This is a genomic window from Acidovorax sp. KKS102, assembly GCF_000302535.1.
Classification (GTDB): domain Bacteria; phylum Pseudomonadota; class Gammaproteobacteria; order Burkholderiales; family Burkholderiaceae_C; genus Acidovorax.
In genome coordinates, this window is record NC_018708.1 from 459,720 (window position 1) to 480,794 (window position 21,075).

21 protein-coding genes and 1 pseudogene are annotated in these 21,075 nt (G+C 62.6%); 12 read left to right on the forward strand and 10 right to left on the reverse strand.

The window, feature by feature from the left end; all coding sequences use genetic code 11:
* The first annotated feature begins 83 nt into the window (after window positions 1–83).
* The 3 genes and pseudogenes from C380_RS02150 to C380_RS25455 all read left to right on the forward strand — a co-directional run.
* Window positions 84–329 (forward strand): hypothetical protein, encoded by a 246-nt coding sequence (locus C380_RS02150; protein WP_015012242.1) that lies wholly within the window; start codon window positions 84–86, stop codon window positions 327–329.
* Window positions 317–766 carry an aspartyl protease family protein gene (locus C380_RS25755; protein ID WP_083871573.1) on the forward strand — a complete coding sequence of 150 codons (450 nt, stop codon included), beginning with the start codon at window positions 317–319 and terminating at the stop codon, window positions 764–766. The genes C380_RS02150 and C380_RS25755 overlap by 13 nt, the downstream gene beginning before the upstream one ends.
* Window positions 767–912: 146 nt before the next feature.
* Window positions 913–1,115: pseudogene (locus tag C380_RS25455) on the forward strand (isocitrate lyase); the annotation flags it as partial.
* Between the two features lie 117 nt (window positions 1,116–1,232).
* Here C380_RS25455 and C380_RS25460 read toward each other — a convergent pair.
* Both C380_RS25460 and C380_RS02155 read right to left on the reverse strand, forming a co-directional pair.
* Complete coding sequence (locus tag C380_RS25460; protein ID WP_148280025.1) at window positions 1,233–1,505, reverse strand: DUF6527 family protein; 273 nt, start codon at window positions 1,503–1,505, stop codon at window positions 1,233–1,235.
* A 56-nt stretch (window positions 1,506–1,561) separates the two neighbouring features.
* Window positions 1,562–2,539, reverse strand: coding sequence for a ThiF family adenylyltransferase (locus C380_RS02155; RefSeq protein WP_148279908.1), 978 nt, complete (start codon window positions 2,537–2,539; stop codon window positions 1,562–1,564).
* A 685-nt stretch (window positions 2,540–3,224) separates the two neighbouring features.
* On the opposite strand from C380_RS02155, the gene C380_RS02160 reads away from it, so the two are divergent.
* From C380_RS02160 to C380_RS02175, 4 genes are all read left to right on the forward strand, one after another.
* Window positions 3,225–4,388, forward strand: coding sequence for a site-specific integrase (locus C380_RS02160; RefSeq protein ID WP_168162343.1), 1,164 nt, complete (start codon window positions 3,225–3,227; stop codon window positions 4,386–4,388).
* Window positions 4,389–4,544: 156 nt separating this feature from the next.
* Window positions 4,545–5,267, forward strand: a complete 723-nt coding sequence (locus C380_RS24825) for a hypothetical protein (RefSeq protein WP_148279910.1) — start codon at window positions 4,545–4,547, stop codon at window positions 5,265–5,267.
* Window positions 5,268–5,967: 700 nt separating this feature from the next.
* Complete coding sequence (locus tag C380_RS02170; RefSeq protein ID WP_015012248.1) at window positions 5,968–6,663, forward strand: hypothetical protein; 696 nt, start codon at window positions 5,968–5,970, stop codon at window positions 6,661–6,663.
* A 476-nt stretch (window positions 6,664–7,139) separates the two neighbouring features.
* Window positions 7,140–8,393 (forward strand): Hsp70 family protein, encoded by a 1,254-nt coding sequence (locus C380_RS02175; protein WP_043565080.1) that lies wholly within the window; start codon window positions 7,140–7,142, stop codon window positions 8,391–8,393.
* 101 nt (window positions 8,394–8,494) lie between these two features.
* On the opposite strand, the gene rsmI is transcribed toward C380_RS02175, so the two are convergent.
* On the reverse strand, window positions 8,495–9,424 hold the full coding sequence (gene rsmI, locus C380_RS02180; RefSeq protein ID WP_015012250.1) for a 16S rRNA (cytidine(1402)-2'-O)-methyltransferase: 930 nt from the start codon (window positions 9,422–9,424) through the stop codon (window positions 8,495–8,497).
* Between rsmI and C380_RS02185 the strand changes: the two genes are divergently transcribed.
* The 3 genes from C380_RS02185 (at window position 9,424) to C380_RS02195 (ending at window position 11,186) form a co-directional block, all read left to right on the forward strand.
* On the forward strand, window positions 9,424–9,834 hold the full coding sequence (locus C380_RS02185; protein ID WP_015012251.1) for a YraN family protein: 411 nt from the start codon (window positions 9,424–9,426) through the stop codon (window positions 9,832–9,834). The two genes, rsmI and C380_RS02185, sit on opposite strands and share 1 nt — an antisense overlap.
* A 90-nt stretch (window positions 9,835–9,924) precedes the next feature.
* The gene (locus C380_RS02190; RefSeq protein WP_015012252.1) at window positions 9,925–10,524 is read left to right on the forward strand and encodes an SIS domain-containing protein; all 600 of its coding nucleotides are present in this window, start codon (window positions 9,925–9,927) and stop codon (window positions 10,522–10,524) included.
* Window positions 10,521–11,186: a BON domain-containing protein gene (locus tag C380_RS02195; protein ID WP_015012253.1), complete on the forward strand. Its 666-nt coding sequence runs from the start codon at window positions 10,521–10,523 to the stop codon at window positions 11,184–11,186. The genes C380_RS02190 and C380_RS02195 overlap by 4 nt, the downstream gene beginning before the upstream one ends.
* Before the next feature lie 127 nt (window positions 11,187–11,313).
* Here the strand turns inward: C380_RS02195 and C380_RS02200 are convergent, their stop codons facing one another.
* The 4 genes from C380_RS02200 to C380_RS02215 form a co-directional block, all read right to left on the reverse strand.
* Window positions 11,314–12,228 carry an NAD(P)-dependent oxidoreductase gene (locus tag C380_RS02200; protein ID WP_015012254.1) on the reverse strand — a complete coding sequence of 305 codons (915 nt, stop codon included), beginning with the start codon at window positions 12,226–12,228 and terminating at the stop codon, window positions 11,314–11,316.
* A 99-nt stretch (window positions 12,229–12,327) separates the two neighbouring features.
* Complete coding sequence (locus C380_RS02205; RefSeq protein ID WP_015012255.1) at window positions 12,328–13,464, reverse strand: PilT/PilU family type 4a pilus ATPase; 1,137 nt, start codon at window positions 13,462–13,464, stop codon at window positions 12,328–12,330.
* 58 nt (window positions 13,465–13,522) lie between these two features.
* Window positions 13,523–14,158: a Crp/Fnr family transcriptional regulator gene (locus C380_RS02210; protein ID WP_015012256.1), complete on the reverse strand. Its 636-nt coding sequence runs from the start codon at window positions 14,156–14,158 to the stop codon at window positions 13,523–13,525.
* 67 nt (window positions 14,159–14,225) lie between these two features.
* Window positions 14,226–15,269, reverse strand: a complete 1,044-nt coding sequence (locus tag C380_RS02215; protein WP_015012257.1) for a type IV pilus twitching motility protein PilT — start codon at window positions 15,267–15,269, stop codon at window positions 14,226–14,228.
* 37 nt (window positions 15,270–15,306) lie between these two features.
* Here C380_RS02215 and C380_RS02220 point away from each other — a divergent pair, with 37 nt between their 5' ends.
* Window positions 15,307–16,026 carry a YggS family pyridoxal phosphate-dependent enzyme gene (locus C380_RS02220; RefSeq protein WP_015012258.1) on the forward strand — a complete coding sequence of 240 codons (720 nt, stop codon included), beginning with the start codon at window positions 15,307–15,309 and terminating at the stop codon, window positions 16,024–16,026.
* 6 nt (window positions 16,027–16,032) lie between these two features.
* Here C380_RS02220 and ltaE read toward each other — a convergent pair whose 3' ends face one another.
* The 3 genes from ltaE to C380_RS02235 form a co-directional block, all read right to left on the reverse strand.
* Complete coding sequence (gene ltaE, locus C380_RS02225; RefSeq protein WP_015012259.1) at window positions 16,033–17,103, reverse strand: low-specificity L-threonine aldolase; 1,071 nt, start codon at window positions 17,101–17,103, stop codon at window positions 16,033–16,035.
* A 109-nt stretch (window positions 17,104–17,212) separates the two neighbouring features.
* Window positions 17,213–18,457 (reverse strand): branched-chain amino acid ABC transporter substrate-binding protein, encoded by a 1,245-nt coding sequence (locus C380_RS02230; protein WP_015012260.1) that lies wholly within the window; start codon window positions 18,455–18,457, stop codon window positions 17,213–17,215.
* Between the two features lie 67 nt (window positions 18,458–18,524).
* Window positions 18,525–19,274 (reverse strand): TetR/AcrR family transcriptional regulator, encoded by a 750-nt coding sequence (locus tag C380_RS02235; RefSeq protein ID WP_015012261.1) that lies wholly within the window; start codon window positions 19,272–19,274, stop codon window positions 18,525–18,527.
* Window positions 19,275–19,408: 134 nt separating this feature from the next.
* Here C380_RS02235 and C380_RS02240 point away from each other — a divergent pair, with 134 nt between their 5' ends.
* Window positions 19,409–21,019, forward strand: coding sequence for an AMP-binding protein (locus C380_RS02240; protein ID WP_015012262.1), 1,611 nt, complete (start codon window positions 19,409–19,411; stop codon window positions 21,017–21,019).
* The last annotated feature ends 56 nt before the right edge of the window (window positions 21,020–21,075 follow it).

The following is a 21,075-nucleotide window of genomic DNA, read 5'->3' on the forward strand; positions in this document are numbered from 1 at the left end:
GTCAATAGCTGTGGATAGGATTGTGTACAAGCAGTTCACAACTTAAAGGAGAAGAGCATGTCTTTGAGTTTTAGGACCGTGGTATGACCGTTGCACTCCAGCGGGAACTCCAAACCTATCAAGCTAAGCTGCCCGAAATGCTCGCGGGTCACAACGGCGAGTACGTAGTGATTCGGGACACCCAGCCTGTTCGCTTCTTTCCTACTTATGCAGAGGCCCTTTCTTGGGCCTATGACGTTTACGAGTTCGAGCGATTTTTCGTCAAGAAGGTCGCGGAAGAAGAAGCCGTTGCCCATTTCACGCGTGACCTTGGGCTGTGCCGAACATAAGGGCGCACTATGGGTTACGAGGCCCGATAGTAGAAGCGTCCATTGGGATCAGCGAGCCTTTAAAAAGGCTGCGTCGATCTAAAGGACAAGACGTCCCACCAGACATTCCAATTCAGCTACTGATCGATACGGGGGCTGATACGACCACCATTGCAGAAATGCACATGCGGTCTCTAGGTATCGAGTCAACGGGGGCTTCACCTGTGCGTACGATCACGTCTGGTGTGACTGGAGAGGCATGCAATGCATATGGTGCAAGCCTAACAATTCACTCAGTTGGTTTTGCGGACGCGCCGCTAAAGTTTGCGGCTATGGAAGTCTTGGCTCAAGATTTTCATAACGAAGGAATAGATGGGCTTCTTGGCCGCGACGTTTTGAGTACGATGGTCTTCGTTATGGATGGCCCGAATAGGAGATTCACAATGACGTGGCTTTAAAGCCATGCTCTGATGGCCCTCTCCGCGCGGCCGAAACGCCCTCTTGTGTGTACGCGGCCCCGGCGCCTCCAAGGCGAACCAACTAGAAATCAGGCAGTTCGGTACTAGTTCGGTAGGGTAGGAGGACCTGAGTTCGCCCATGTGTCGCGAACGCCGAATGCGTGAAGCTCCATGTGGAACTGAGGCTGGAGCCAGAATTCACAGCCCGCGATAACGGGCTACAGCTTCGTGTTGAACCAGCATGGAGTGGGCGCGGGCTACTTCGACGACGTGACCAAGGTGATCCATGGGAGGCTCGTCCAGCGTGAAGGTCCTGACCGGCACGACCGAAGAAGAGCGGTTCCACTGAACCGACAATGAAAACCACTTGATGCTTCAGTGTCATGGTGGCTCTTGCTTTGAAGGGCCCAGTTCCAGTAGTCCTCCCGGTATCCCGGATATCTTTCGCACCAGCCGGGCGATCTCTTCAGATCCAAACGACTTTGCCCCGTCTCACAAAATAGTGAGCACGACATCCATCACGCCGCCAGACAGAAGGCACAAGCGAGGGATGGCCGTCTCCGTCGAGCTGAAGCGACCAGCGGGGGCGGGCCTCACGAATCAGCGGGAGCTCCACTGGTCGGCCACAGCCGCAAGGGCAACGCATCATGACCGACCATGCCTCCCCGCCTTCACGCAGCAACACCAAATCTCTTGACGGCAGTTGATCAGGCGGCAACTCGCCTCGCACCTCAATCATTTTTCGAGGTCCGGCCCACCACTCAGTCAGCCTGAGCCAGGCAATCTTCAGCTTGCTCACTCGTGCTCCTGCGGCCCAAGTACCGGCAGTCCAAGCAAAGGTTCCGCAGCGCCTATACCCAGTAACGGGGTCGACTTCGCAGCAAACGCCGATTCAGCCTCATGCTCTTCGAATGCCTCTGCGAGCATGAAGCGCGTGCGCGCGAAGCTGCGATTGGACTGCTGCCGGAATGGATATGCCCTGGCGATGAACTCCATGACGCATGCGCTGGAGGCACGCATGTTGAGCGTAATCACCGAGGGGCCTTGTTCGGGCATGCCATGGATGTAGCCTGCCTTGACTTGATCGGCATGGGCCGCTGGGTCTGCCTCCGCAAGTGCCTCGGCCTGCAGAGACGCAGATGTATAGACGCCGCGATCAGCGAGGCGGCTCCCCCCTGGGAACACAAAGTCCACCCTTCCGGTGACTTCTGCAATTGCCAGTTCATTCGGAGTCACCCGTGTGGGAATGGCAACACCTACGTCGATCAATGGCAGCAGGAACGCCGCAGCCAGGCGATCTGCAACCATCCGCGCGCGAAGCTTGTCGACGCAACAAAAGATCACATCTGCTTGAGACGCTGCAAGCACCGCGCGCCTGGTCATTACGTCAGCGTCAATCGGCGTGAAAAAGGGATTGGGCCGCAAAAGGTTGATGCGATCGGCAAACACGTGGACCTTGGGTTGCGCGCCTTGTGCATCAACCAGAGTAGTGTTCAGTATTCGGTTGAGGTTCTTCTCCTCAACGTGATCATGATCGATCCCGATCACCCGCCCGAAGCCCAGCCGACATACCTGTTCTGCCGTAACGGAGCCAGTACCAGACACACCAATAACGCATGCCGTCAAACGCCCAAGCTCCTGGCTCATTGCGGGGGTGAACGCCATTGGGCGCAACGTAGGGAAAGCAATCCCATCACGCCACCAAAAGTGCAAGTCATCCCCAGCAACCGACACCAGATCAACTGGCGTCACCTCTCCGTTGGGGCTGTACATGCGAGCCAAGACTCGGCCATCGGGCAGCATCACCGCAGAACCATGATCTGCAGTGACTGCCGCCTGAATGCATGGGATCACCTCTGCATCACTCTCATCGTCAACGTGCGAGAAGCCCGGGAACGCAGTTGGATGGAGCTTGCCAATAAGGTCCGCGATAGGACGGGGCTTTCGCGACAAGCGGCTCTAGATGTCCTTGATAGGTATACGGGGAAGGACAAAGTCCACCACGTTTGGACAGTGCGGGTCGGAGCGCATGGTGCCAAGCTCTACACCTTGCTCCCTAGTGCGCAAGCCCGATCCAACGACGACGAGTTTTAGTCACAGGCCCTCGTCAGGGAGCTGGTGTTTCTAGAACGCCATGTCGCCAGCTCCCCAGCCCACGCCAGGTTTCCAGAACTCAGGCGAGGCTGCGCGCTATCTCTCGTATTAAGGGGCACGCCGTGCCGGGGATTCCTGGCGCTGCCGCTCCCGATAACCCAGCCGCGAGAGTGTGCTCGGTTCCACCTCCGCACAGTTTTGCTTGCCAGTCGTCTTCGGGCAACGGGCCAGGCATTGCTGTGTCTGCTACCTCATGCGCCATGGGGATTCGCAGTCCTCGTGCATACCCACTTCATACCACCTCTGTGCCCAGTCCCTTGCGGCACGTATTTCCAACCACTCGAAAGGAGTCTTTATGCCAGTCATGACTTTTACCCCTGCCTTCATGGCGTCCGGTCTGGTGTGCCCTCCCGGGAAAACCAAGATCGAGTACAGCGTCGCGGACGAGCCTGGCTTGTTCGTCGAGTGCCGTGCATCTGTCACTGCTGTTCCCACTTGGTACCTGCGTCAAAAGAATGACAAGGGCACCAACAGCTACACCAAGCTCGGGACGATCAAAGACGTGACCCTCGCCCAGGCCCGCAAGCAAGCTCGCCAGCTCAAGGCCGCTCATGTGCTGGCGCCCAAGCGCTCGATCTCAGAGACATCGACCAGGGCCCCTTTGGACTCGATGACGTTCGACGAGTTCATGCGCGAACACTACATGCCTCATGCGATTTCTCACAAACGTTCCGCCAAGAAGGATGAGCAGCTGTACCGCCTGCACCTTGCGCCCACGTTCAAGGATATGCCTTTGAACGCGATATCTCGCCGCGAAGTCGAAGTGTTCCATCGGGCATTCCTGCAAAAGCAAAGCCCTGCCTCAGCGGATCACTGCATCAAGCTGATGCGCCGCGCTCTGAACCTTGCCGTGCAATGGGAGTTCATTGAGAAAAACGTGCTCAAGGGCATTAAGCTTTTCATGGTGGACAACCAAGTCGAAAATTATCTGGACGAAACGCAGTTGGAGCAACTGCTGCACGTCTTGCGCACTGATAGCAACCGCACGGTCTGCCTGATCCTAATGTTCCTACTGAGTACGGGCGCCCGCCTGAACGAAGGGCTCACAGCCACCTGGAAGAACATCAATATCGAGCGGGGCGTGTGGAAGGTAGATGCCAGTCTGTCCAAATCCAAGAAGCCGCGTTCAATCCCCCTGAACGACTCGGCCTTGTGGGTGTTGGAACAGCTGAAGTCTCAAGGGCAATCGCAGTACCTGTTTCCCTCGCCGGTCACAGGCAAGCCCTACACAGCCATCACACGGGCGTGGTATCGATTGCGTAAGAAAGCGGGGATCAACATCCGCATACACGACCTACGGCACACCTTCGCGTCGTTCTTGGTCTCCCGTGGGCGCAGTCTATTCGAGGTGCAACAGATACTTGGGCATAGCGATCCCAAGGTGACCATGCGATACGCGCATCTGTCCTCGAAGGCACTGCAAGAGGCCGCAAACGCTGGTTCGATGATTGTCAAGAAAGCTGCATAGCAATTGCTGGGTGCCCCTGCTTCCTTGTGGAGGCTGGGGTGCCTCATAGACCACTATTGTCGGTGGATTCATTTCGACCAACACCGGTCCGCATTTGCTCTGACAAAACTATGATTCTGAGAAATTTCGACTTCGCATTTGCCACTACTCTCCCACATGACCATCACAGCAAAAGAAATCTACGGACACATCCATAATTTTTTTGTTGACGCATCAGGACGCGACTGTGCAGACCCTGGAAAGGTTTCTCCAAGGGAAGAGTCCGAGCAGCCTTGTCTGTTGCGCACGGCCTGTATGGGTAATCCCGAGCGAACGATGCAGGGGGAGCTTTTCGCGTATCTCAAAAAGATAGATAGGCTTCGGCCCGTGCTTGAGTATCGTCACCACAGGCTCGACGGTGAGGATGCAGGAAAGGGACGTGGAAACAGTATCGACATTATGGTGTTCGACACATCGTATCGCCCGGTCTTGGCTGTAGAGCTCAAGCACCACAGTCGTCAGCAGGGAACACTGAATCAACTTATCGCGACGCTGACCAAGGATCGTGAACGCCTTCGCAAACTGCCTGTACCCTCGGTACAGATCGGCCTGTACACCGAATTGGAAAGTCTGGGTGTGCATGTCGCTTCGCGCGATAAGTATCAAGACTTCCGATTTATCACGGCATATGCATATAAAGCCGACGAGTCAGGGACGTATCGGCCAAATTTGCGGAGAAAGGAACGGGCGATTGACCCGAAGGCACTGGAAGATTGGGCTAAAGAAAATTTCCAAGAACACCAATGCAGTTTTGGTGGCGAGATGGAAAGTTTTTTGACGCGTGATGGCGCCGTGGTGAGCGGAAGGGTGCACTACGTTGTCGGACTAGGGCGTCCGTAGATAGTTGCTAGGAGCCTCGTAAGGGTCAGTGAGCGCAGAGTCGATAAATCTTCAAGGAGCGGGGAGGGAGATGGTCAGCAAGAAACTGCTGGAAGAGATTGAGCACCTGGACGCAGAGAGTATTGCGCGCTACAACCGGAATCGATCTGAAAAGTACAGGTTGCACACAGAGCTTGGTCCGTGTCCTTACGAAGGCGATATCGAGAATGCACCGATCGTTCTTCTATTGGCGAATCCCGGGTTTGACGATGACTCTGACATAAACGATCACCGCTTCCATCACGAGGGTTGGGCGCTATCGGGGCTTCACTCAGAGGCGCCAGACGGCATGCGAATTTGGTGGAGGGCGAGACTCAAACGGTTAACTGACGAATTTGGACTTCATCACGTAGCGAACAACGTTGCTGCGATCCAACTATGCGCTTGGGCAAGCAGAAAGTTTGATGGCTCCCTTCGTCTTCCAAGTCGCCAGCTTCAGCTCAAACTTGCGGAGTCAGCTGCACAACGAGGTGCATTGGTCTTGATCACCCGGAGTTTCAAACTTTGGTGTGAGAGCCCTGTCATCGCTGCCCACCCTCGCATGCATCGAGCTAACTCATATCTCAACTCACGTTTGACCGAGGGGAACTACCCAAAGGGCTGGCAGGAAATTCTGTCGGCGATGAAAGCCACGCACACTGATAACAAGGAGAGCAGATAGATGGTCAAGCAATCAAAAGTGCAACTGATGCTGACAGTGCTGCCTGTGCTGTCGGCGGGGCTGTATCTGGTTGGGGCGATCAATCGTGAAAGCTATCTGTTGGAGTTCGGAGTAGACGAGTCACTGTTTGTTCAATCGATTGACCGCGTTCTTCTTCAGGGATTTTCGTCCCTCATGTCCTTCGGCTTGATGCCATTTATATATGGGCTGTTCATCGCGCTACTTCTGGTTGGGGCGGTAATCTTGGCAGTGTTTCTTTCGGTCTTCCCTGTCGTGCATAGGATTCATGGGGCTGTGCAAAGACGACTTCTTTCAGCGACTGACTGGGTAAGAAAAGTGGGACGAGGGGCTCTCCCGCCTGCGCCAACTTTGGTGAAGCTGGCCGACAAGAGTGAGGTGCTTTACGGCTACATCCTTTTGTTGGTCGGCATCGCCTCATTTCTGGTGGCCGCTGTGATCCTCTCATCCAATCTTGGAAAGAAGCAATCTCAAAGCGACAAGAAACTCTGGGCAGAGGGGAAACACCGAAGCGCGTTGGTGGTCATCGACGATGAGGCAGCAATCGCCGCATTTCACATCACCTGCGGATCTTCCCACTGCGCGTTTTGGACAGGCAACGAAGCCAGAGTGGTTCGCCATGACCAAATTAAGCGCTTGAATGTGAAACCTGCGATGGAGAAGCGAGAGGCCAAGTGAGGAGGGGCGTGGCGGCGGCAGGAATGGGGCGTGGAGTGGTCGGTGTAAATGCCCCGACGCATCGGGAAACTCGCCTGAGGTCGGCGGGAATTGGCGTATTGGCTTGATTCACATAGAAAAATCAGGTTGGCAGCAGGTTAAAATTCAGCGGGGTTCGGCGGCGAGTTCGGAAGAGTTGATCTGACAGGACTGGACGCAGCGAAAAGTCTTTACGCTTCTTCAACTTAGTGAAGGACGATGACGGACTGAGCTTTGTCTTGAAAATCCTTGTGTCGGTGGTTCGATTCCGCCCCAGGCCACCAAACAAAAGCCCTTGATTTGCAAGAATCAAGGGCTTTTTCAATTGCGTGCTGCCAACGCGGGTCACGCCCGCAAAGCCTGTATTGCACCCTGCAGCCCTGCTGTGCGTGGCCCGGGTGCACTGCTGCCAGCCACCGCGCGCTGCATTTCTTGTTGTCTCTCTCCCCACTTCTCCCATGCCCCTTCTGCAGGACGTCACGCTTGGTATCGACTTTGGCACTTCCAATTCCGCGATGGCGGTACGGCAAGGGGCGGGCCTGTCGCGAATGGTGGCGCTGGAGGGGGATGCGCCTACGCTGCCCACGGCGCTGTTCTTCAACGCTGAAGACCAGCGCACGCACTTTGGGCGCGATGCGGTGGCGCAGTACCTGGCGGGTACCGAAGGGCGGCTGATGCGCTCGCTCAAGAGCCTGCTGGGCAGTGCGCTGCTGCAGGACAAGACGGCGGTACACAACCAAATGGTCAGCTACCAGGACATCATCGGGCTCTTCTTGCGGATGCTGGCGCAGAAGGCCCGTGACGCGCTGGGGGGCATGCCCGCGCGGGTGGTGATGGGGCGGCCGGTGCATTTTGTGGACGGCGACGCCGCGCGCGATCAGCAGGCCGAGGACGCGTTGCGCCAGGCCGCGCTGTCGGCAGGGTTCGAGAACGTGAGTTTTCAGTTCGAGCCCATCGCTGCCGCGCTGGACTACGAGCAGCGCATCGACCGCGAGTCGCTGGTGCTGGTAGTGGACATTGGCGGCGGCACCTCGGACTTCACGGTGGTGCGCCTTGGCCCCGAGCGCATGGCCCGGGCCGACCGCAGCAGCGATGTGCTGGCCACGACCGGCGTGCACATCGGCGGCACGGACTTTGACCGGCGCCTGAGCCTGGACCTGCTCATGCCGCTACTGGGATTTCGCCACGTCGGCCCGTCGGGGCGTGAGGTGCCCAGCCGCGTGTTTTTTGACCTCTCGACCTGGCACCTGATCCAGTGGCTGTATTCGCCGCGCGCACTGCGCGACGCACAGAACCTGCGCACCGACTATGCCGACGCCGCGTTGCACGCCCGGCTGATGCGGGTGCTGAACGAGCGGCTGGGCCACCGCCTGGCCAACACGGTGGAGCAGGCCAAGATCGCGGCTTCGCTGGCCGATGCCGAGGCGCCCATGCCGCTGGATTGGGTCGAGGCCGGGCTTAGCGCCGCGGTCACGCCGCCCGGATTGGCGCAGTCCCTGGCGCAGCCGCTGGAGCAGGTGGTGGCATGCGCCCGCGACTGCCTGCAACTGGCGGGCCTGGACGATGGGGGTGTGAATGCGATCTACCTGACCGGGGGCTCGTCGGCGCTGCGACCCTTGCGGCAGGCGCTGCGCACGGCGTTTCCGGCGATCCCGCAGGTGGAGGGCGATTTGTTCGGCGGGGTGGCTGCGGGCCTGGCGGTTTCGCGGTAGTGACGCATCCCCGTTTGCTATCAATTAAATAGCTGATTGGGCATGCTGCACTAGCGCTGTCGCCCGAAAACGCCCAAAACGCTGCTCAGAAGCCCCTGGCGTCAGTCCTGCGCCCCGTCTTCGCGCTTCCACTCCAGCGCGGTGTCGTACAGCACGTTGCGCGATGCGCCCGTGATCTCGGCGGCCAGGCGCACGGCGGTCTTCAGGGGCAGCTCGGCCAGCAACAGGCGCAGCACGCGGTGGCTGTCGCCCGCGTCGCTGACCACGGGCACCGGGTGCAGCAGCACCACAAACTCGCCGCGCGAGCGCTGGGGCGACCCGTCCAGCCACGCCGTCAGCGCCTGCGCGGGTTGGGTGGTGACTTCTTCAAACTGTTTGGTCAGCTCGCGCGCCAGGGTGACGGGGCGTTCGCTCAGCACGGCCAGGGCCTGGGCCAGTTCGCCGATGCGGTGCGGGGCTTCGAGCAGCACCACGCACCGGGGCTCGTGGGCGAGCTGTTGCGCAATCACATTGGCACGCTCCGCGTTCTTGACGGGCAGGAAGCCTGCAAACACAAAGCCGCCATGCTCGGTGCTGTGGGCCACGGCACCCGCCACGCTCAGTGCGGTGGTGATGCTGCTCGCTCCCGGCAGCGGTACGGCGCGCAGGCCCGCGGCCTGCACGGCAGCCACCAGGCGTGCGCCGGGGTCGCTCACGCCGGGGGTGCCCGCGTCGCTCACATAGGCCACGCGCTGGCCTTGCTGCAGTCGGTGCACCACGTTCTGCGCGGCTTCAGCCTCGTTGTGCTGGTGCACGGCCAGCAACTGGCTGGCGCTCTTGTCGATGCCATAGGCGCGCAGCATGGACTGCGTGTGGCGCGTGTCCTCGCAAGCCACCGTGTCGGCCAGCTGCAGCACGTGCAGGGCCCGCAGGGTGATGTCGGCGAGGTTGCCGATGGGCGTGGCCACCACGTACAGCGCGCCCTGCGGATAATGCTGCGCAGCGGCGGCGTCGTGCGCCGCGCTCTGGGCTGAAGCGAAAGATGCGCTCAATGAATTTCCTTGGAAAAAGACCACCCGCCGCTGCCAACCCAGGGGTTGCCAAAAAAGCCACCACGCGCGATCGGGGCAACGCAGCCGAGGACCAGGCCTTGGCCCATCTGCAGGCGGCTGGCCTGCAACTGGCGGTGCGCAATTATCGGACGCCTGGGCGCGGTGGGGGCGAGATCGATCTGGTGATGCGCGACCTGGACGGCACCCTGGTGTTTGTGGAGGTGCGCAGCCGCACGCACGGCGGCTTCGGCGGCGCCGGGGCCAGCATCAGCGCAACCAAGCAGCAGCGCATCATCTTTGCCGCGCGGCACTACCTGATGCGCTTGCCGTCGCCACCGCCGTGCCGTTTTGACGTGGTGCTGGTGGAGGAGGGCGTGCAGTGGATCAAGGCAGCGTTCGATGCGCAGTAGCGGCATGCGATCCGCTGGCCGCCAGCGCAATGCAGCTGGCTACCCTTTGCTACAAAAGCTGTAACACGCGGCGGGTATCATCGGGCCCTCATGCTTGAGCAACGCATCCAACAGCATTTCATCGACAGCGCCGACCTGAAGTACCAGGCCGCGCAGACCCTGAGCCACCCCATTGCCGCTGCCGTACAGGCCGTGCTGGCCTGCGTGACCAGCGGCGGCAAGGTGCTGGCCTGTGGCAATGGCCCATCGGCCGCCGAGGCACAGCAATTTGCCGCCTTTTGCGTGGCGGGCTTTGAACGCGAACGTCCCGAGCTGGCCGCGTTGGCGCTTACCTCTGACAACACGCTGCTCACGGCGGCTGCGGGCAGCCACGATGCCACCCAGCAGTTTGCGCGCCAGGTGCGTGCCCTGGGCCAGGCGGGCGATGTGCTGCTGGCCCTGACGGTGCACGGCAACGACCCCAACCTGCTGGCCGCCACCGAGGCCGCGCACGAGCGCGACATGACGGTGGTGGTGCTGGCGGGCCGCACCGGTGGCAAGCTGGCCGCCATGCTGCGGGAGACCGACGTCTTGATCAGCGTGCCCCACGACCGTGCGGCACGCGTGCGCGAAGTCCACACGCTGGTGCTGCACTGCCTCAGCGACGGCGTGGACGCACAGTTACTTGGTGAACAGGAGATTCCACTATGACCCCGACAACCTTGAACCGCACCCGCCGCGTGGTGGGCACTGCCCTGGCTGCCGCCACGCTGGCGGCGGCACTCTCGGCCTGCGCGCCCCTGATCGTGGGCGGCGCCGTGGTCGGCGGCGTGATGGCGGTGGACCGCCGCACGGCCGGCACCCAGATCGAAGACGAAGGCATCGAGCTGCGCGCTGCCAATCGCATCCGCGAGACCCTGGGCGACCGGGCCCACGTCAACGTGACCAGCTACAACCGCCAGGCATTGCTGACCGGTGAAGTCGCCACCGCCCAGGACCGCCAGGCGGTGGAGCAGATGGTGTCGCAGGTGGAAAACGTGCGCTCGGTCGTCAACGATCTGGCCGTGATGCCCCCTTCCACGCTGAGCCAGCGGTCCACGGATACCTTCATCACTGGCAAGGTGCGTGCGAGCCTGGTGGATGCGCAGGACATCTCGGCCAACTCCTTCAAGGTGGTGACGGAGCGCAACACCGTCTACCTGATGGGCCGTGTGTCACAGCGTGAGGCCAACCGCGCCACGGACATCGCCCGGGGCGTGACCGATGTGCGCAAGGTGGTGCGCGTGTTCGAGATCGTTTCGGAAGAAGAGCTGCGCCGCATCGCGCCGCAGCCTGCGCCAGTCACCACGGACACCAAGCCGGCTGGCGGCTAAGGCCGAGCATCAGACCGCAGTGTCCAAGTCCCAGACCGCAGCGCGTGGTCTGGGACTTTTTTATTGGTGTGTAGCGTGGGAGCCCGCCGCTCCGCTGCTCTGCCACACGTCGCCGGTGGTTGCGGGGTTACTTCAAGCGCTGAATCAGGCTGGACGTATCCCAGCGGTTACCGCCCATCTTCTGCACATCGGCGTAGAACTGGTCCACCAGCGCCGTCACGGGCACGCGCGATCCGTTGCGCTTGGCTTCATCCAGCACCAGGCCCAGGTCCTTGCGCATCCAGTCCACCGCAAAGCCGAAGTCGAACTTGCCGTCCACCATGGTCTTGCCACGGTTGTCCATTTGCCAGCTCTGGGCCGCGCCCTTGCCGATCACGTCCAGCACCTGCTTCATGTCCAGCCCGGCGTTCTGGCCAAACGCTACGGCTTCTGACAGGGCCTGCACCAGCCCGGCGATGCAGATCTGGTTGACCATCTTGGCCAACTGGCCCGAGCCGCTGGCGCCCAGCAGCGTGAAGGCGCGCGAGAACGCCATGGCCACGGGCTGAGCGGCCTCGAAGGCAGCGGCATCACCGCCGCACATCACCGTGAGCATACCGTTCTGTGCGCCCGCCTGGCCGCCCGACACGGGGGCATCCACAAACTGCAGGCCCAGGGCTTGGGCAGCAGCGTACAGCTCGCGCGCCACCTCGGCCGATGCGGTGGTGTGGTCCACAAAAATGGCGCCTGGCTTCATTCCTGCAAAGGCGCCGTCCGCGCCCAGCGTCACGGAGCGCAGGTCGTCGTCATTGCCCACACAGCAGAACACTATGTCGGCGCCTGCGGCCGCCTCGCGGGGCGTCGCTGCATGATTGGGGGCTTTGGTGCCCGCATATTCTGCGCACCATGCTACGGATTTGGTAGCGGTGCGGTTGTACACCGTGACTTCATGACCGGCCAGCGCCAGATGGCCAGCCATGGGGTAGCCCATCACGCCCAGGCCCAGAAAGGCGACCTTGCGGGAGGGGGTTGCGTCGTAGTTGCGAGGATTGGTGCTTGGCATGGTGTGATCGCGTGATGAGCTGAAAGTATGGGTCAAAACGAAAACCCGCCCAGAAGGGCGGGTGAAGCGGGGCGAAGGCGTGTGGAGCTTGCTCTGGCGTCACACGATCGCGAAATGCTCGGTGCCCTGCGCCAGGTCGGGCGACTTGGCGCGCTGGCTGTTGAGCTTGATCTGCAGGCGCAGGTCGTTGAGCGAGTCGGCATTGCGCAGCGCGTCTTCGTAGCTGATGACGTTGGCCTCGTAGGCATCGAACAGCGCCTGGTCGAAGGTCTGCATGCCCAGGTTGCGGCTCTTCTTCATGATCTCCTTGATTTCGGAGACCTCGCCCTTGAAGATCAGGTCGGAGATCAGCGGGGTGTTGAGCATCACCTCCACCGCTGCGGCGCGGCCCTTGCCGTCCTGCTTGGGGATCAGGCGTTGCGAGATCATGGCGCGCAGGTTGAGCGACAGGTCCATCAGCAATTGTGCGCGGCGCTCTTCAGGGAAGAAGTTGATGATCCGGTCCAGCGCCTGGTTGGCGCTGTTGGCGTGCAGCGTGGCCAGGCACAAGTGCCCGGTTTCGGCAAACGCCACCGCATGTTCCATGGTCTCGCGGTCGCGGATTTCGCCCATCAGGATCACGTCGGGCGCCTGCCGCAACGTGTTCTTCAGGGCGGCTTCCCAGCTGTCGGTGTCCAGGCCCACTTCGCGCTGCGTGACCACGCAGTTCTTGTGCGGGTGCACAAATTCGATAGGGTCTTCCACCGTGATGATGTGGCCGAACGAGTTCTCGTTGCGCCAGTCCACCATGGCGGCCAGCGTGGTGGATTTGCCCGAGCCCGTGGCACCCACCAGGATGCACAGGCCGCGTTTGGTCATCGTCACCTCCTTGAGCACCTGTGGCACGCCCAGGCCGTCAATGGTCGGCAGTGTGAGCGGAATGGTCCGCAGCACCATACCCACCTTGCCCTGCTGGATGAAGGCGTTGACGCGGAAGCGCCCGATGCCGGCGGGCGAGATGGCGAAGTTGCACTCTTTCGTGCGCTCGAAGTCGGCCACCTGCTTGTCGCTCATGATGGCGCGCGCCAGCGTCAGCGTGTGGTTGGGTGTGAGCGGCTGCGGCGACACCTTGGTCACCTTGCCATCGACCTTGATGGCGGGTGGAAACTCTGCCGTGATGAACAAGTCGCTGCCATTGCGGCTCACCATCAGCTTGAGCAGGTCATTAATGAATTTACTGGCCTGATCGCGTTCCATCAGAAGTTCTCCCGGGGGTGGTCGTCTGCCGGACGATCTTGTGTCGTGGATAGGTGCATCATTTCTGGTTGTCGCTCAGGCGCGCGCTCACCACACGCAGGCGCAGCGACAGTTTGCGCGCCAGCAGGGCAATCAGGCTGGCGGCCAGTTGCGGGTCCTTGGTCATCATGTCGTCCATGGCCTCGGCCGACAGCACGGCGATCTCGCAGTCGGTCAGCGTGGTGCAGGCCGAAAAGCGGATGCCGCTGTCCAGCAGCGACATTTCGCCCAGGATGTCGCCGGGACGGGTCTCGGCCAGGCGCAGCTGCTCGCCCCAGGGCTGCACGCGGTCCACAGCGATGGTGCCGGTGAGCAGCACCACCATGAAGTTGCCGTACTCGTCCTGGCGGATCACGTCGCGGTTGGAGGGGACGGCCGCAAATTCAAAAAAGCGCTCCATGCGCTCCACGGCGTCCTTGTCGAGGTGCGCCATGTACTTGTCCTTGGCCCACAGGCCTTGCAGCAGCTTGCCGCCCCGGCTGGTGGGCAGGCGCTTGGCACCCACTTCCACTGCACGGGCCTCCCAGGGCACCAGCATGGAGTCGTCCACCCCCTGGCCCGCAAACGCGGTGGAGAACAGCACGGAGTCCGTGTGGTCGTCCGATGGCTTGCCGCTGCGGGCTTTCATTTTCAGAAGGCTCAAAATGCCTTTCATATCGCGCTCCGGTATGCGGCGCCTGCAGGGGCCGCAAAGTCGTTCATGGGTGTGTGCTGTCGGGGGCTCAGCCGGGGAAGTTCTCGGGGATCTTGGCCTTGCTGCGTGCTTCGGCCGGGCTGATGATGTTGCGGCGCACCAGGTCGGTCAGGTTCTGGTCCAGCGTCTGCATGCCCACGCTGTTGCTGGTCTGGATGGTCGAATACATCTGCGCAACCTTGGCCTCGCGGATCAGGTTGCGGATGGCGCTGGTGCCCAGCATGATCTCGTGCGCGGCCACGCGCCCGGAGCCATCCTTGGTCTTGCACAGCGTCTGCGAGATCACGGCCTGCAGCGATTCGGACAACATCGCACGGACCATTTCCTTTTCTTCGGCGGGGAACACGTCGATGATCCGGTCGATGGTCTTGGCGGCGCTGGAGGTGTGCAGCGTGCCAAACACCAAGTGGCCCGTTTCCGCCGCTGTCATGGCCAGACGGATGGTTTCCAGGTCGCGCATTTCGCCCACCAGGATGGCGTCCGGGTCTTCACGCAGTGCAGACTTCAGGGCCGCCGCGAACGACAGCGTCATCGGGCCGACTTCACGCTGGTTGATCAGGCACTTCTTGGACTCGTGCACGAATTCGATCGGGTCTTCCACTGTGAGGATGTGGCCGTACTCGGATTCGTTGAGGTAGTTGACCATGGCGGCCAGCGTGGTGGACTTGCCCGAGCCCGTGGGGCCGGTCACCAGCACCAGGCCCCGTGGCTTCAAGGCCAGGTCGCCGAAGATCTTGGGGGCGTTGAGCTGTTCCAGCGTGAGGATCTTGCTTGGAATCGTCCGGAACACGGCGGCCGCGCCCCGGTTCTGGTTGAAGGCGTTGACGCGGAAACGGGCCAGGCCTTCGATCTCGAACGAAAAGTCCACCTCCAGGAATTCTTCATACGTCTTGCGCTGCGCGTCGCTCATGATGTCGTACACCATGGCGTGCACCGTCTTGTGGTCCAGCGCATCGACGTTGATGCGCCGCACGTCGCCGTGGACCCGGATCATGGGCGGCAGACCGGCGGAGAGGTGCAGGTCGGAGGCCTTGTTCTTCACGCTGAACGCGAGCAATTGGGTAATGTCCACGGAGTCCCTCTATCGTTTGGTACGCTTATCAAACATTATGACCACGATTGCTAACAACCTCCAACAGGTTATGGGCAGGATCGCCCAGGCGTGCCAGGCCGCCGGGCGCGACCCGGCCCAGGTGGGCCTGCTGGCCGTTTCCAAAACCTTTGGCGCCGAGGCGGTGCTGGAGGCAGTGGCCGCAGGCCAGCGCGCCTTTGGCGAGAACTACATCCAGGAGGGCGTGGACAAGATCGCTGCCGTGCGGGCGGCCTTGCCCGGCGCAGCGTTGCAGTGGCACTGCATTGGCCCCATCCAGAGCAACAAGACGCGCCCCGTGGCCGAGCACTTCGACTGGGTGCACACGGTGGACCGGCTCAAGATCGCAGAGCGCCTGTCGGCCCAGCGGCCCGATCACCTGCCGCCGCTACAGATATGTATCCAGGTCAACATCGACGGAGGCCCCACCAAGTCAGGGGTGGCCCCGGCCGAGGCCCTGGACCTGGTGCGCGCTGTCGCAAACCTGCCACGGCTGGTGGTGCGGGGGCTCATGAGCATTCCAGACCATGCTCCTGAATTTGAAGCGCAACTGGCAATCCACAGGAGCGCCAGAGCACTTTTTGACCAGATGGCTGCGCTGAAGGAGCCGGGCCTGGAGCACTTCGACACTCTGTCTTTGGGCATGACGGCCGACCTGGAGGCCGCCATCCAGGCGGGCAGCACCCTGGTGCGCGTGGGCACCGGGGTGTTTGGTGGACGGACCTACCCCGCCGCTTGAGCGGGTTCAGCCTGGCAGCCTGAAGCTCGCCACGCAGTCCAGCGCTGTCGTCACATCCGCCTCGCTCACATCCAGATGTGTCACCCAGCGCAGCCGGGTTGCGCCGCCATACAGGCTGCTGGTCACGCGCACGCCGTGCTGCGCCAGCCACGCGGTGAATGCGGGCGCCACCTCTGCATGCAGGTCGGTGAAGAGGATGTTGGTCTGCCACGACAGCACGGTGATCTTGCCCTGCAGCGCTGGGTGGCTGCGGTTGGCTTCGGCCAGGCCTTGGGCAAGACGGTCCAGGCGAGCGTGGTCTTCGGCCAGGCGCCGCACATGGTGCTGTAGCGCATAGTGGCCGGCAGCCGCCAGCACACCCGCCTGCCGCATGCCACCGCCCAAAATCTTGCGGGTGCGGCGCGCCTGCCGGATGAAGTCGCGCGAGCCCAGCACCAGCGAGCCCACGGGCGCGCCCAGGCCCTTGCTCAGGCACAGCGATGCGGAATCAAAGTGGCTGCACAGCGCGCGCGCTTCGTCGTACACATCGGTGCCGTTGCGCGCAGCATTGGCCGTGGCCGCGTTGAACATGCGTGCGCCGTCCAGGTGCATGGCCAGCCCCCGGCTGCGCGCCAGCTGTGCGACCTCGGCGATGTAGGCGGGCGGCAGCACCTGGCCGCCGGTGGTGTTCTCCAGCACCACCAGGCGGGTGCGCGCAAAGTGCGGGTCGTCGGGCTTGATGGCGGCGGCGATGTCGGCCAGACGCAGGGTGCCGTCCGGCTGTGTCTCCACCGGCTGGGGCTGGATGGAGCCCAGCACCGCCATGCCGCCTGCTTCCCAACGGTAGGTGTGCCAGCTCTGGCCCACGATGGCCTCATCGCCGCGCTGACAGTGGCCCCACAGCGCGATCAGGTTGGTTTGCGTACCGGAGGGGGCGAGCAACGCCGCCTCAAAACCCAGCAGCTCGGCCGCGTGGTCCTGCAGTGCGTTCACCGAAGGGTCGTCGGCAAACACATCGTCGCCCAGCGGGGCCTTGAACATGGCCTCGCGCATGGCGGGCGTGGGCTGGGTGACGGTGTCGCTGCGAAAGTCGGGCATGGGCGCGGTCCTTGTGGGTCGGGTCAATGAATGCGATGACCGGCCATGGTAGCGGCGGCCCGTGGCAGCTGCCGCCGTGGGGTCTACCGCGCGCTGATGCGCCGTGGTGTCAGGGTCTCGCCATCTTGCAGTCCGTGCCCTGTGCCAGCTCATTGCCGGTGTAGGCCGCATCGGTGCGGAAGCCGTAGTTCGTGCCTTCCCAGCCCACCTTCACGGCTTTGCCGTCCACCTGCGCAATGGTGTTGACCACCTGGGGCAGCAGCAGCTGGTGGTCTTCGCCGCGCATGCGCACGGGGCCCACCACCGATTCCAGCGTCAGGTCTTCCAGCGCGCGCGCCACCTTCACCGGGTCGGTGGACTGGGCCTTGTTGATGGCGGCCGCCAGGAAGCGCGGAGTCATCTCAATGCGCGGCGCAAGGAAGTCCTTGCCCGTCTTGGCCTTGTAGGCCTTGGCCAGCGCATCCACCTTGGGGGTGTCGACCTGGCCGGGGTGCCATTCGGCCACCCAGGTCAGCTGGCCTTGCTTGGCCTGTGACACGGCCAGCACCGTCCCCGGGATGGAGCCCGCGCTGTGGTTGAAGTAGCGCAGGTTGTAGCCCGCATCGCCCGCGGCCTTGAGCAGCAGCGTCATGTCCTGCCCCCAGTTGCCGGTGATGACCGAGTCGGCCTCCGTGCTCTTGACCTTGGCGAGGTAAGGCGCAAAGTCCTTCACGCGGCCAATGGGGTGCAGCGCCTCGCCCACAAACTGGATGTCGGGCCGCGCCAGACCCACCATCTCGCGGCCGTAGTGCGCCCACTGTTTGCCGTGCGCGTAGTCCTGGTTCAGCAGGTACACCTTCTTGATGTCCGGCTGCTTCTTGATGTAGTTGGCAATGGCCTTCATCTTCATGGCCGTGTTGGCCTCGAACTGGAAGTGCCAGAAATTGCACGCCTTGCCCGTCAGCTCGGGGTCGATGGAGGAGTGGTTCAGCACCAGGATCTCCTTGCCCGGGTTGCGCTGGTTGTGGCGCGCCGCTGCCTGCACCAGCGCGGTGACCACGGACGAACCCGAGCCGCCCGTCACGATGGCCTTGGCGCCCTGGTCGATGGCGGCCTGCAGCGCGCTCTGGCTCTCCTGCGCCGAAAGCTTGCTGTCGAACTGCAGCAGCTGCAGCTTGGTGCCCTTGAGCACGCCGCCCTTGGCGTTGATGTCCTCTATGGCGTATTGCGTGTGGGTGAGCATCAGCTCGCCCACGTTGGCAAACGGGCCGGACAGTGGGTCGATGTAGGCGACCTTGAAGGTCTCCTGCGCGCTGGCTGCGCTGACGGCGCACAAGGCGGCAGCGGCCGTGAGGGTGCGGAAGGTGGGGCTCATGCTCGGATCTCCTCGATGGGTGGGATGGTGCGAAAAAAGGGGCAGGGCGCCGTCTCGCGGCGTGGGGTCAACCGCTGGCGGCAGGCTTGCGGCGCGCGCTGGCCCGGCCCGCCGCCTTGGGCGCGACGGGCTGTTCCGCTGCTTCGCCCGGAGCACGCAGGCCCAGCACACGCCAGGCCAGTTGAGACAGTTCGCGCACCACCTCGGCAGGCGACAGGCGCCCGTCGGGCCGGTACCAGTGGTAGAGAAAACCCGGCAGGCTGCAGGCGGCCAGGGCCGTGAGGCGTGTCTCCTTGAAGTCCAGCGTGCCCTCGCTGCGGGCCTCTTCCATCAACGCGCACATGCGGTCGTAGAAGTGGCTGGCCAGCTTCTTCTGCATGGCCAGGTATTCCGGGCGGAAGACCTGCGGTTCGCGGTACGGAAAGAACGCGGCCGGGTGGTGCTCGATGGTGGCGCGGATCAGCCGCTCCATGCCCTCGGCGACCTTGGTGTGCGCGGGGCGCAGGTCGTCCTCGGGGAAGTCCATGGCCGTGAAGCAGGCCACGGACGGGCGCCAGCACAGCGTCTCGAAGATTTCCTGCTTGTTGTGGAAGTAGTAGTAGACGTAGGGCTTGGTCACACCCAGCTGCTGCACGATCTGCTCCATCGTCGTGTTGGCGTAGCCCTGCCGGTCGAACAGCGCTTCGGCCGCCTGGAGGATGCGCTCACGCTTCTCGTCCGTGCTGAGCGTGCTGGCCTTCTGGCGGCCGCGCGCCTTCACGGGCAGCACGCCCAGTGTGGCGGGCGGAGTGGTCGGTGTCGCTTTGGTTATACCCATGGGTAGCATTGTTCTACCAAGCGGTATATATTGACAAGACGCTGGCGGGTGAGGGCGCCTATCGCAAACCCTTAGAACGGGTTCTGACGCCCCCGGGAACCAGCGATTCCAGACACCTTGGAGACAACAACGCCATGCCTGCCACCGCAACGCCCCTGCCGCTGCACGAACACCTGCGCCGCCACGCGCGCGAAACGCCCGACCACATCGCCTACCTCTGGTACGGCCAGCCCCTCACGTGGGCGCAGCTTGATGCGGCCAGTGATGCATTTGCCGCGCGCCTACAGGCGCTTGGTGTGGCCAAGGGCGAGCCCGTGGCGCTGTTCATGAACAACTGCCCGCAGTACGTGATGGCGCACTACGGCATCCAGAAGATCGGCGCCATCGTCTGCCCCTGCGGGCCGCTGAACAAGGAGCATGAGCTGGAGTACCAGCTCGCCGACTTGCAGGCGCGCGTGATCGTCGCGGCCGATGTGCTGCTGCCCGTGGTGGACAAGGTGCGCGCCAAGACCGCGCTGCAGCAGGTATTTGTGGTGCGCTATGCCGAGCTGCTGCCCGAGGGCGAGCCCAGCATCGACGTACCCGCCGAGCTGCTGGCCATGCGCGCCGCCATGGCGCCGGTGCCTGCGAGCTGCGAAGACTTCCTGGCCGCCACCCGAACCGGTGCGCGGCCTGCGCCCGTGGCCTTGTCGATGGATGACATCTCGCTCATGACCTACACCTCGGGCACCACCGGCCTGCCGAAGGGGGCGATGCTGAGCTACGGCAACGCTACCTTCAAGACCGCCGCTTCCGCCGACTGCAACGGCATGACGCCGCACGAAACGCTGCTGGCGGTGGCGCCGCTGTACCACATCGCCGGCATGGTGATGGGCGTGAACCTGCCGGTCTATACCGGCGCCACCGCCGTGCTGCTGTACCGTTTTGACCCACTGGGCGTGGCCCAGGCGCTGGAGCGCCACCGCGTGACCTGGTGGTACAGCATCGCGCCCATGAATGGCGCGCTCATGCAGGTGCCCGGCGCACGCGAGATGGACTGGAGCGCGCTGCGCCGCAACCCAGTCACCAGCTTTGGCATCACCTTCACCGAGGCGCTGGCCCTGCAGTGGCAGCAGTTCGCGCCCAACTGCATTGCACACGAGGCGGCCTATGGCCTGTCGGAAACGCACACCGTGGACACCGCCATGCCGGTGGACTCCATCCGCTGGGGCACACAGGGCAAGCCCGTACCGGGCAACCAGATCCGCATCGTGGACCCCGACACCGGCGCGCCGCTGCCCACCGGCGAGGTGGGCGAGATCACCATCCACGGCCCCGGCAACTTCAAGGGCTACTGGAACAAGCCCGATGCCACGGCCAAGACGCTGAAGGACGGCTGGGTCTACACCGGTGACATGGGCCAAATCGACGCGGACGGCTACCTCACCTTCATCGGCCGCTTCAAGGAAATGATCAAGGTCTCGGGCTACAGCGTGTTCCCCGAAGAGGTCGAGACCTTGCTCATAAAACACCCTGCCGTGGCCCAGGCCGCTGTGATTGGCGTGCCCGATGCGGAAAAGGGCGAGGTGGTGCGCGCCTTCATCGTCAAGAAGCCCGGCCAGGACGTGGATGCCGCCGCCCTGGTGGCCTGGTGCCGCGACAACATGGCGCCCTACAAGGCACCGCGCGAGGTGCGCTTCATCGACGCGCTGCCCGCCACGGGCGCGGGCAAGGTGCTGCGCCGCCTGCTCCGTGATATTGCTTGATTGAATGACAAATTGACCGCTGGCGCTCGTTGAATATGCGCCGCTAGCTATAAAAA

What these genes read in the sequence shown, in the direction of transcription:
- C380_RS02150 (WP_015012242.1), top strand. Translation starts at nt 84, where the DNA reads ATGACCGTTGCACTCCAGCGGGAACTCCAAACCTATCAAGCTAAGCTG.
- C380_RS25460 (WP_148280025.1), bottom strand. Translation starts at nt 1,505, where the DNA reads ATGATTGAGGTGCGAGGCGAGTTGCCGCCTGATCAACTGCCGTCAAGA.
- C380_RS02155 (WP_148279908.1), bottom strand. Translation starts at nt 2,539, where the DNA reads ATGTACAGCCCCAACGGAGAGGTGACGCCAGTTGATCTGGTGTCGGTT.
- C380_RS02160 (WP_168162343.1), top strand. Translation starts at nt 3,225, where the DNA reads ATGACTTTTACCCCTGCCTTCATGGCGTCCGGTCTGGTGTGCCCTCCC.
- C380_RS24825 (WP_148279910.1), top strand. Translation starts at nt 4,545, where the DNA reads ATGACCATCACAGCAAAAGAAATCTACGGACACATCCATAATTTTTTT.
- C380_RS02170 (WP_015012248.1), top strand. Translation starts at nt 5,968, where the DNA reads ATGGTCAAGCAATCAAAAGTGCAACTGATGCTGACAGTGCTGCCTGTG.
- C380_RS02175 (WP_043565080.1), top strand. Translation starts at nt 7,140, where the DNA reads ATGCCCCTTCTGCAGGACGTCACGCTTGGTATCGACTTTGGCACTTCC.
- C380_RS02185 (WP_015012251.1), top strand. Translation starts at nt 9,424, where the DNA reads ATGAATTTCCTTGGAAAAAGACCACCCGCCGCTGCCAACCCAGGGGTT.
- C380_RS02190 (WP_015012252.1), top strand. Translation starts at nt 9,925, where the DNA reads ATGCTTGAGCAACGCATCCAACAGCATTTCATCGACAGCGCCGACCTG.
- C380_RS02195 (WP_015012253.1), top strand. Translation starts at nt 10,521, where the DNA reads ATGACCCCGACAACCTTGAACCGCACCCGCCGCGTGGTGGGCACTGCC.
- C380_RS02200 (WP_015012254.1), bottom strand. Translation starts at nt 12,228, where the DNA reads ATGCCAAGCACCAATCCTCGCAACTACGACGCAACCCCCTCCCGCAAG.
- C380_RS02205 (WP_015012255.1), bottom strand. Translation starts at nt 13,464, where the DNA reads ATGGAACGCGATCAGGCCAGTAAATTCATTAATGACCTGCTCAAGCTG.
- C380_RS02210 (WP_015012256.1), bottom strand. Translation starts at nt 14,158, where the DNA reads ATGAAAGGCATTTTGAGCCTTCTGAAAATGAAAGCCCGCAGCGGCAAG.
- C380_RS02220 (WP_015012258.1), top strand. Translation starts at nt 15,307, where the DNA reads ATGACCACGATTGCTAACAACCTCCAACAGGTTATGGGCAGGATCGCC.
- ltaE (WP_015012259.1), bottom strand. Translation starts at nt 17,103, where the DNA reads ATGCCCGACTTTCGCAGCGACACCGTCACCCAGCCCACGCCCGCCATG.
- C380_RS02230 (WP_015012260.1), bottom strand. Translation starts at nt 18,457, where the DNA reads ATGAGCCCCACCTTCCGCACCCTCACGGCCGCTGCCGCCTTGTGCGCC.
- C380_RS02235 (WP_015012261.1), bottom strand. Translation starts at nt 19,274, where the DNA reads ATGGGTATAACCAAAGCGACACCGACCACTCCGCCCGCCACACTGGGC.
- C380_RS02240 (WP_015012262.1), top strand. Translation starts at nt 19,409, where the DNA reads ATGCCTGCCACCGCAACGCCCCTGCCGCTGCACGAACACCTGCGCCGC.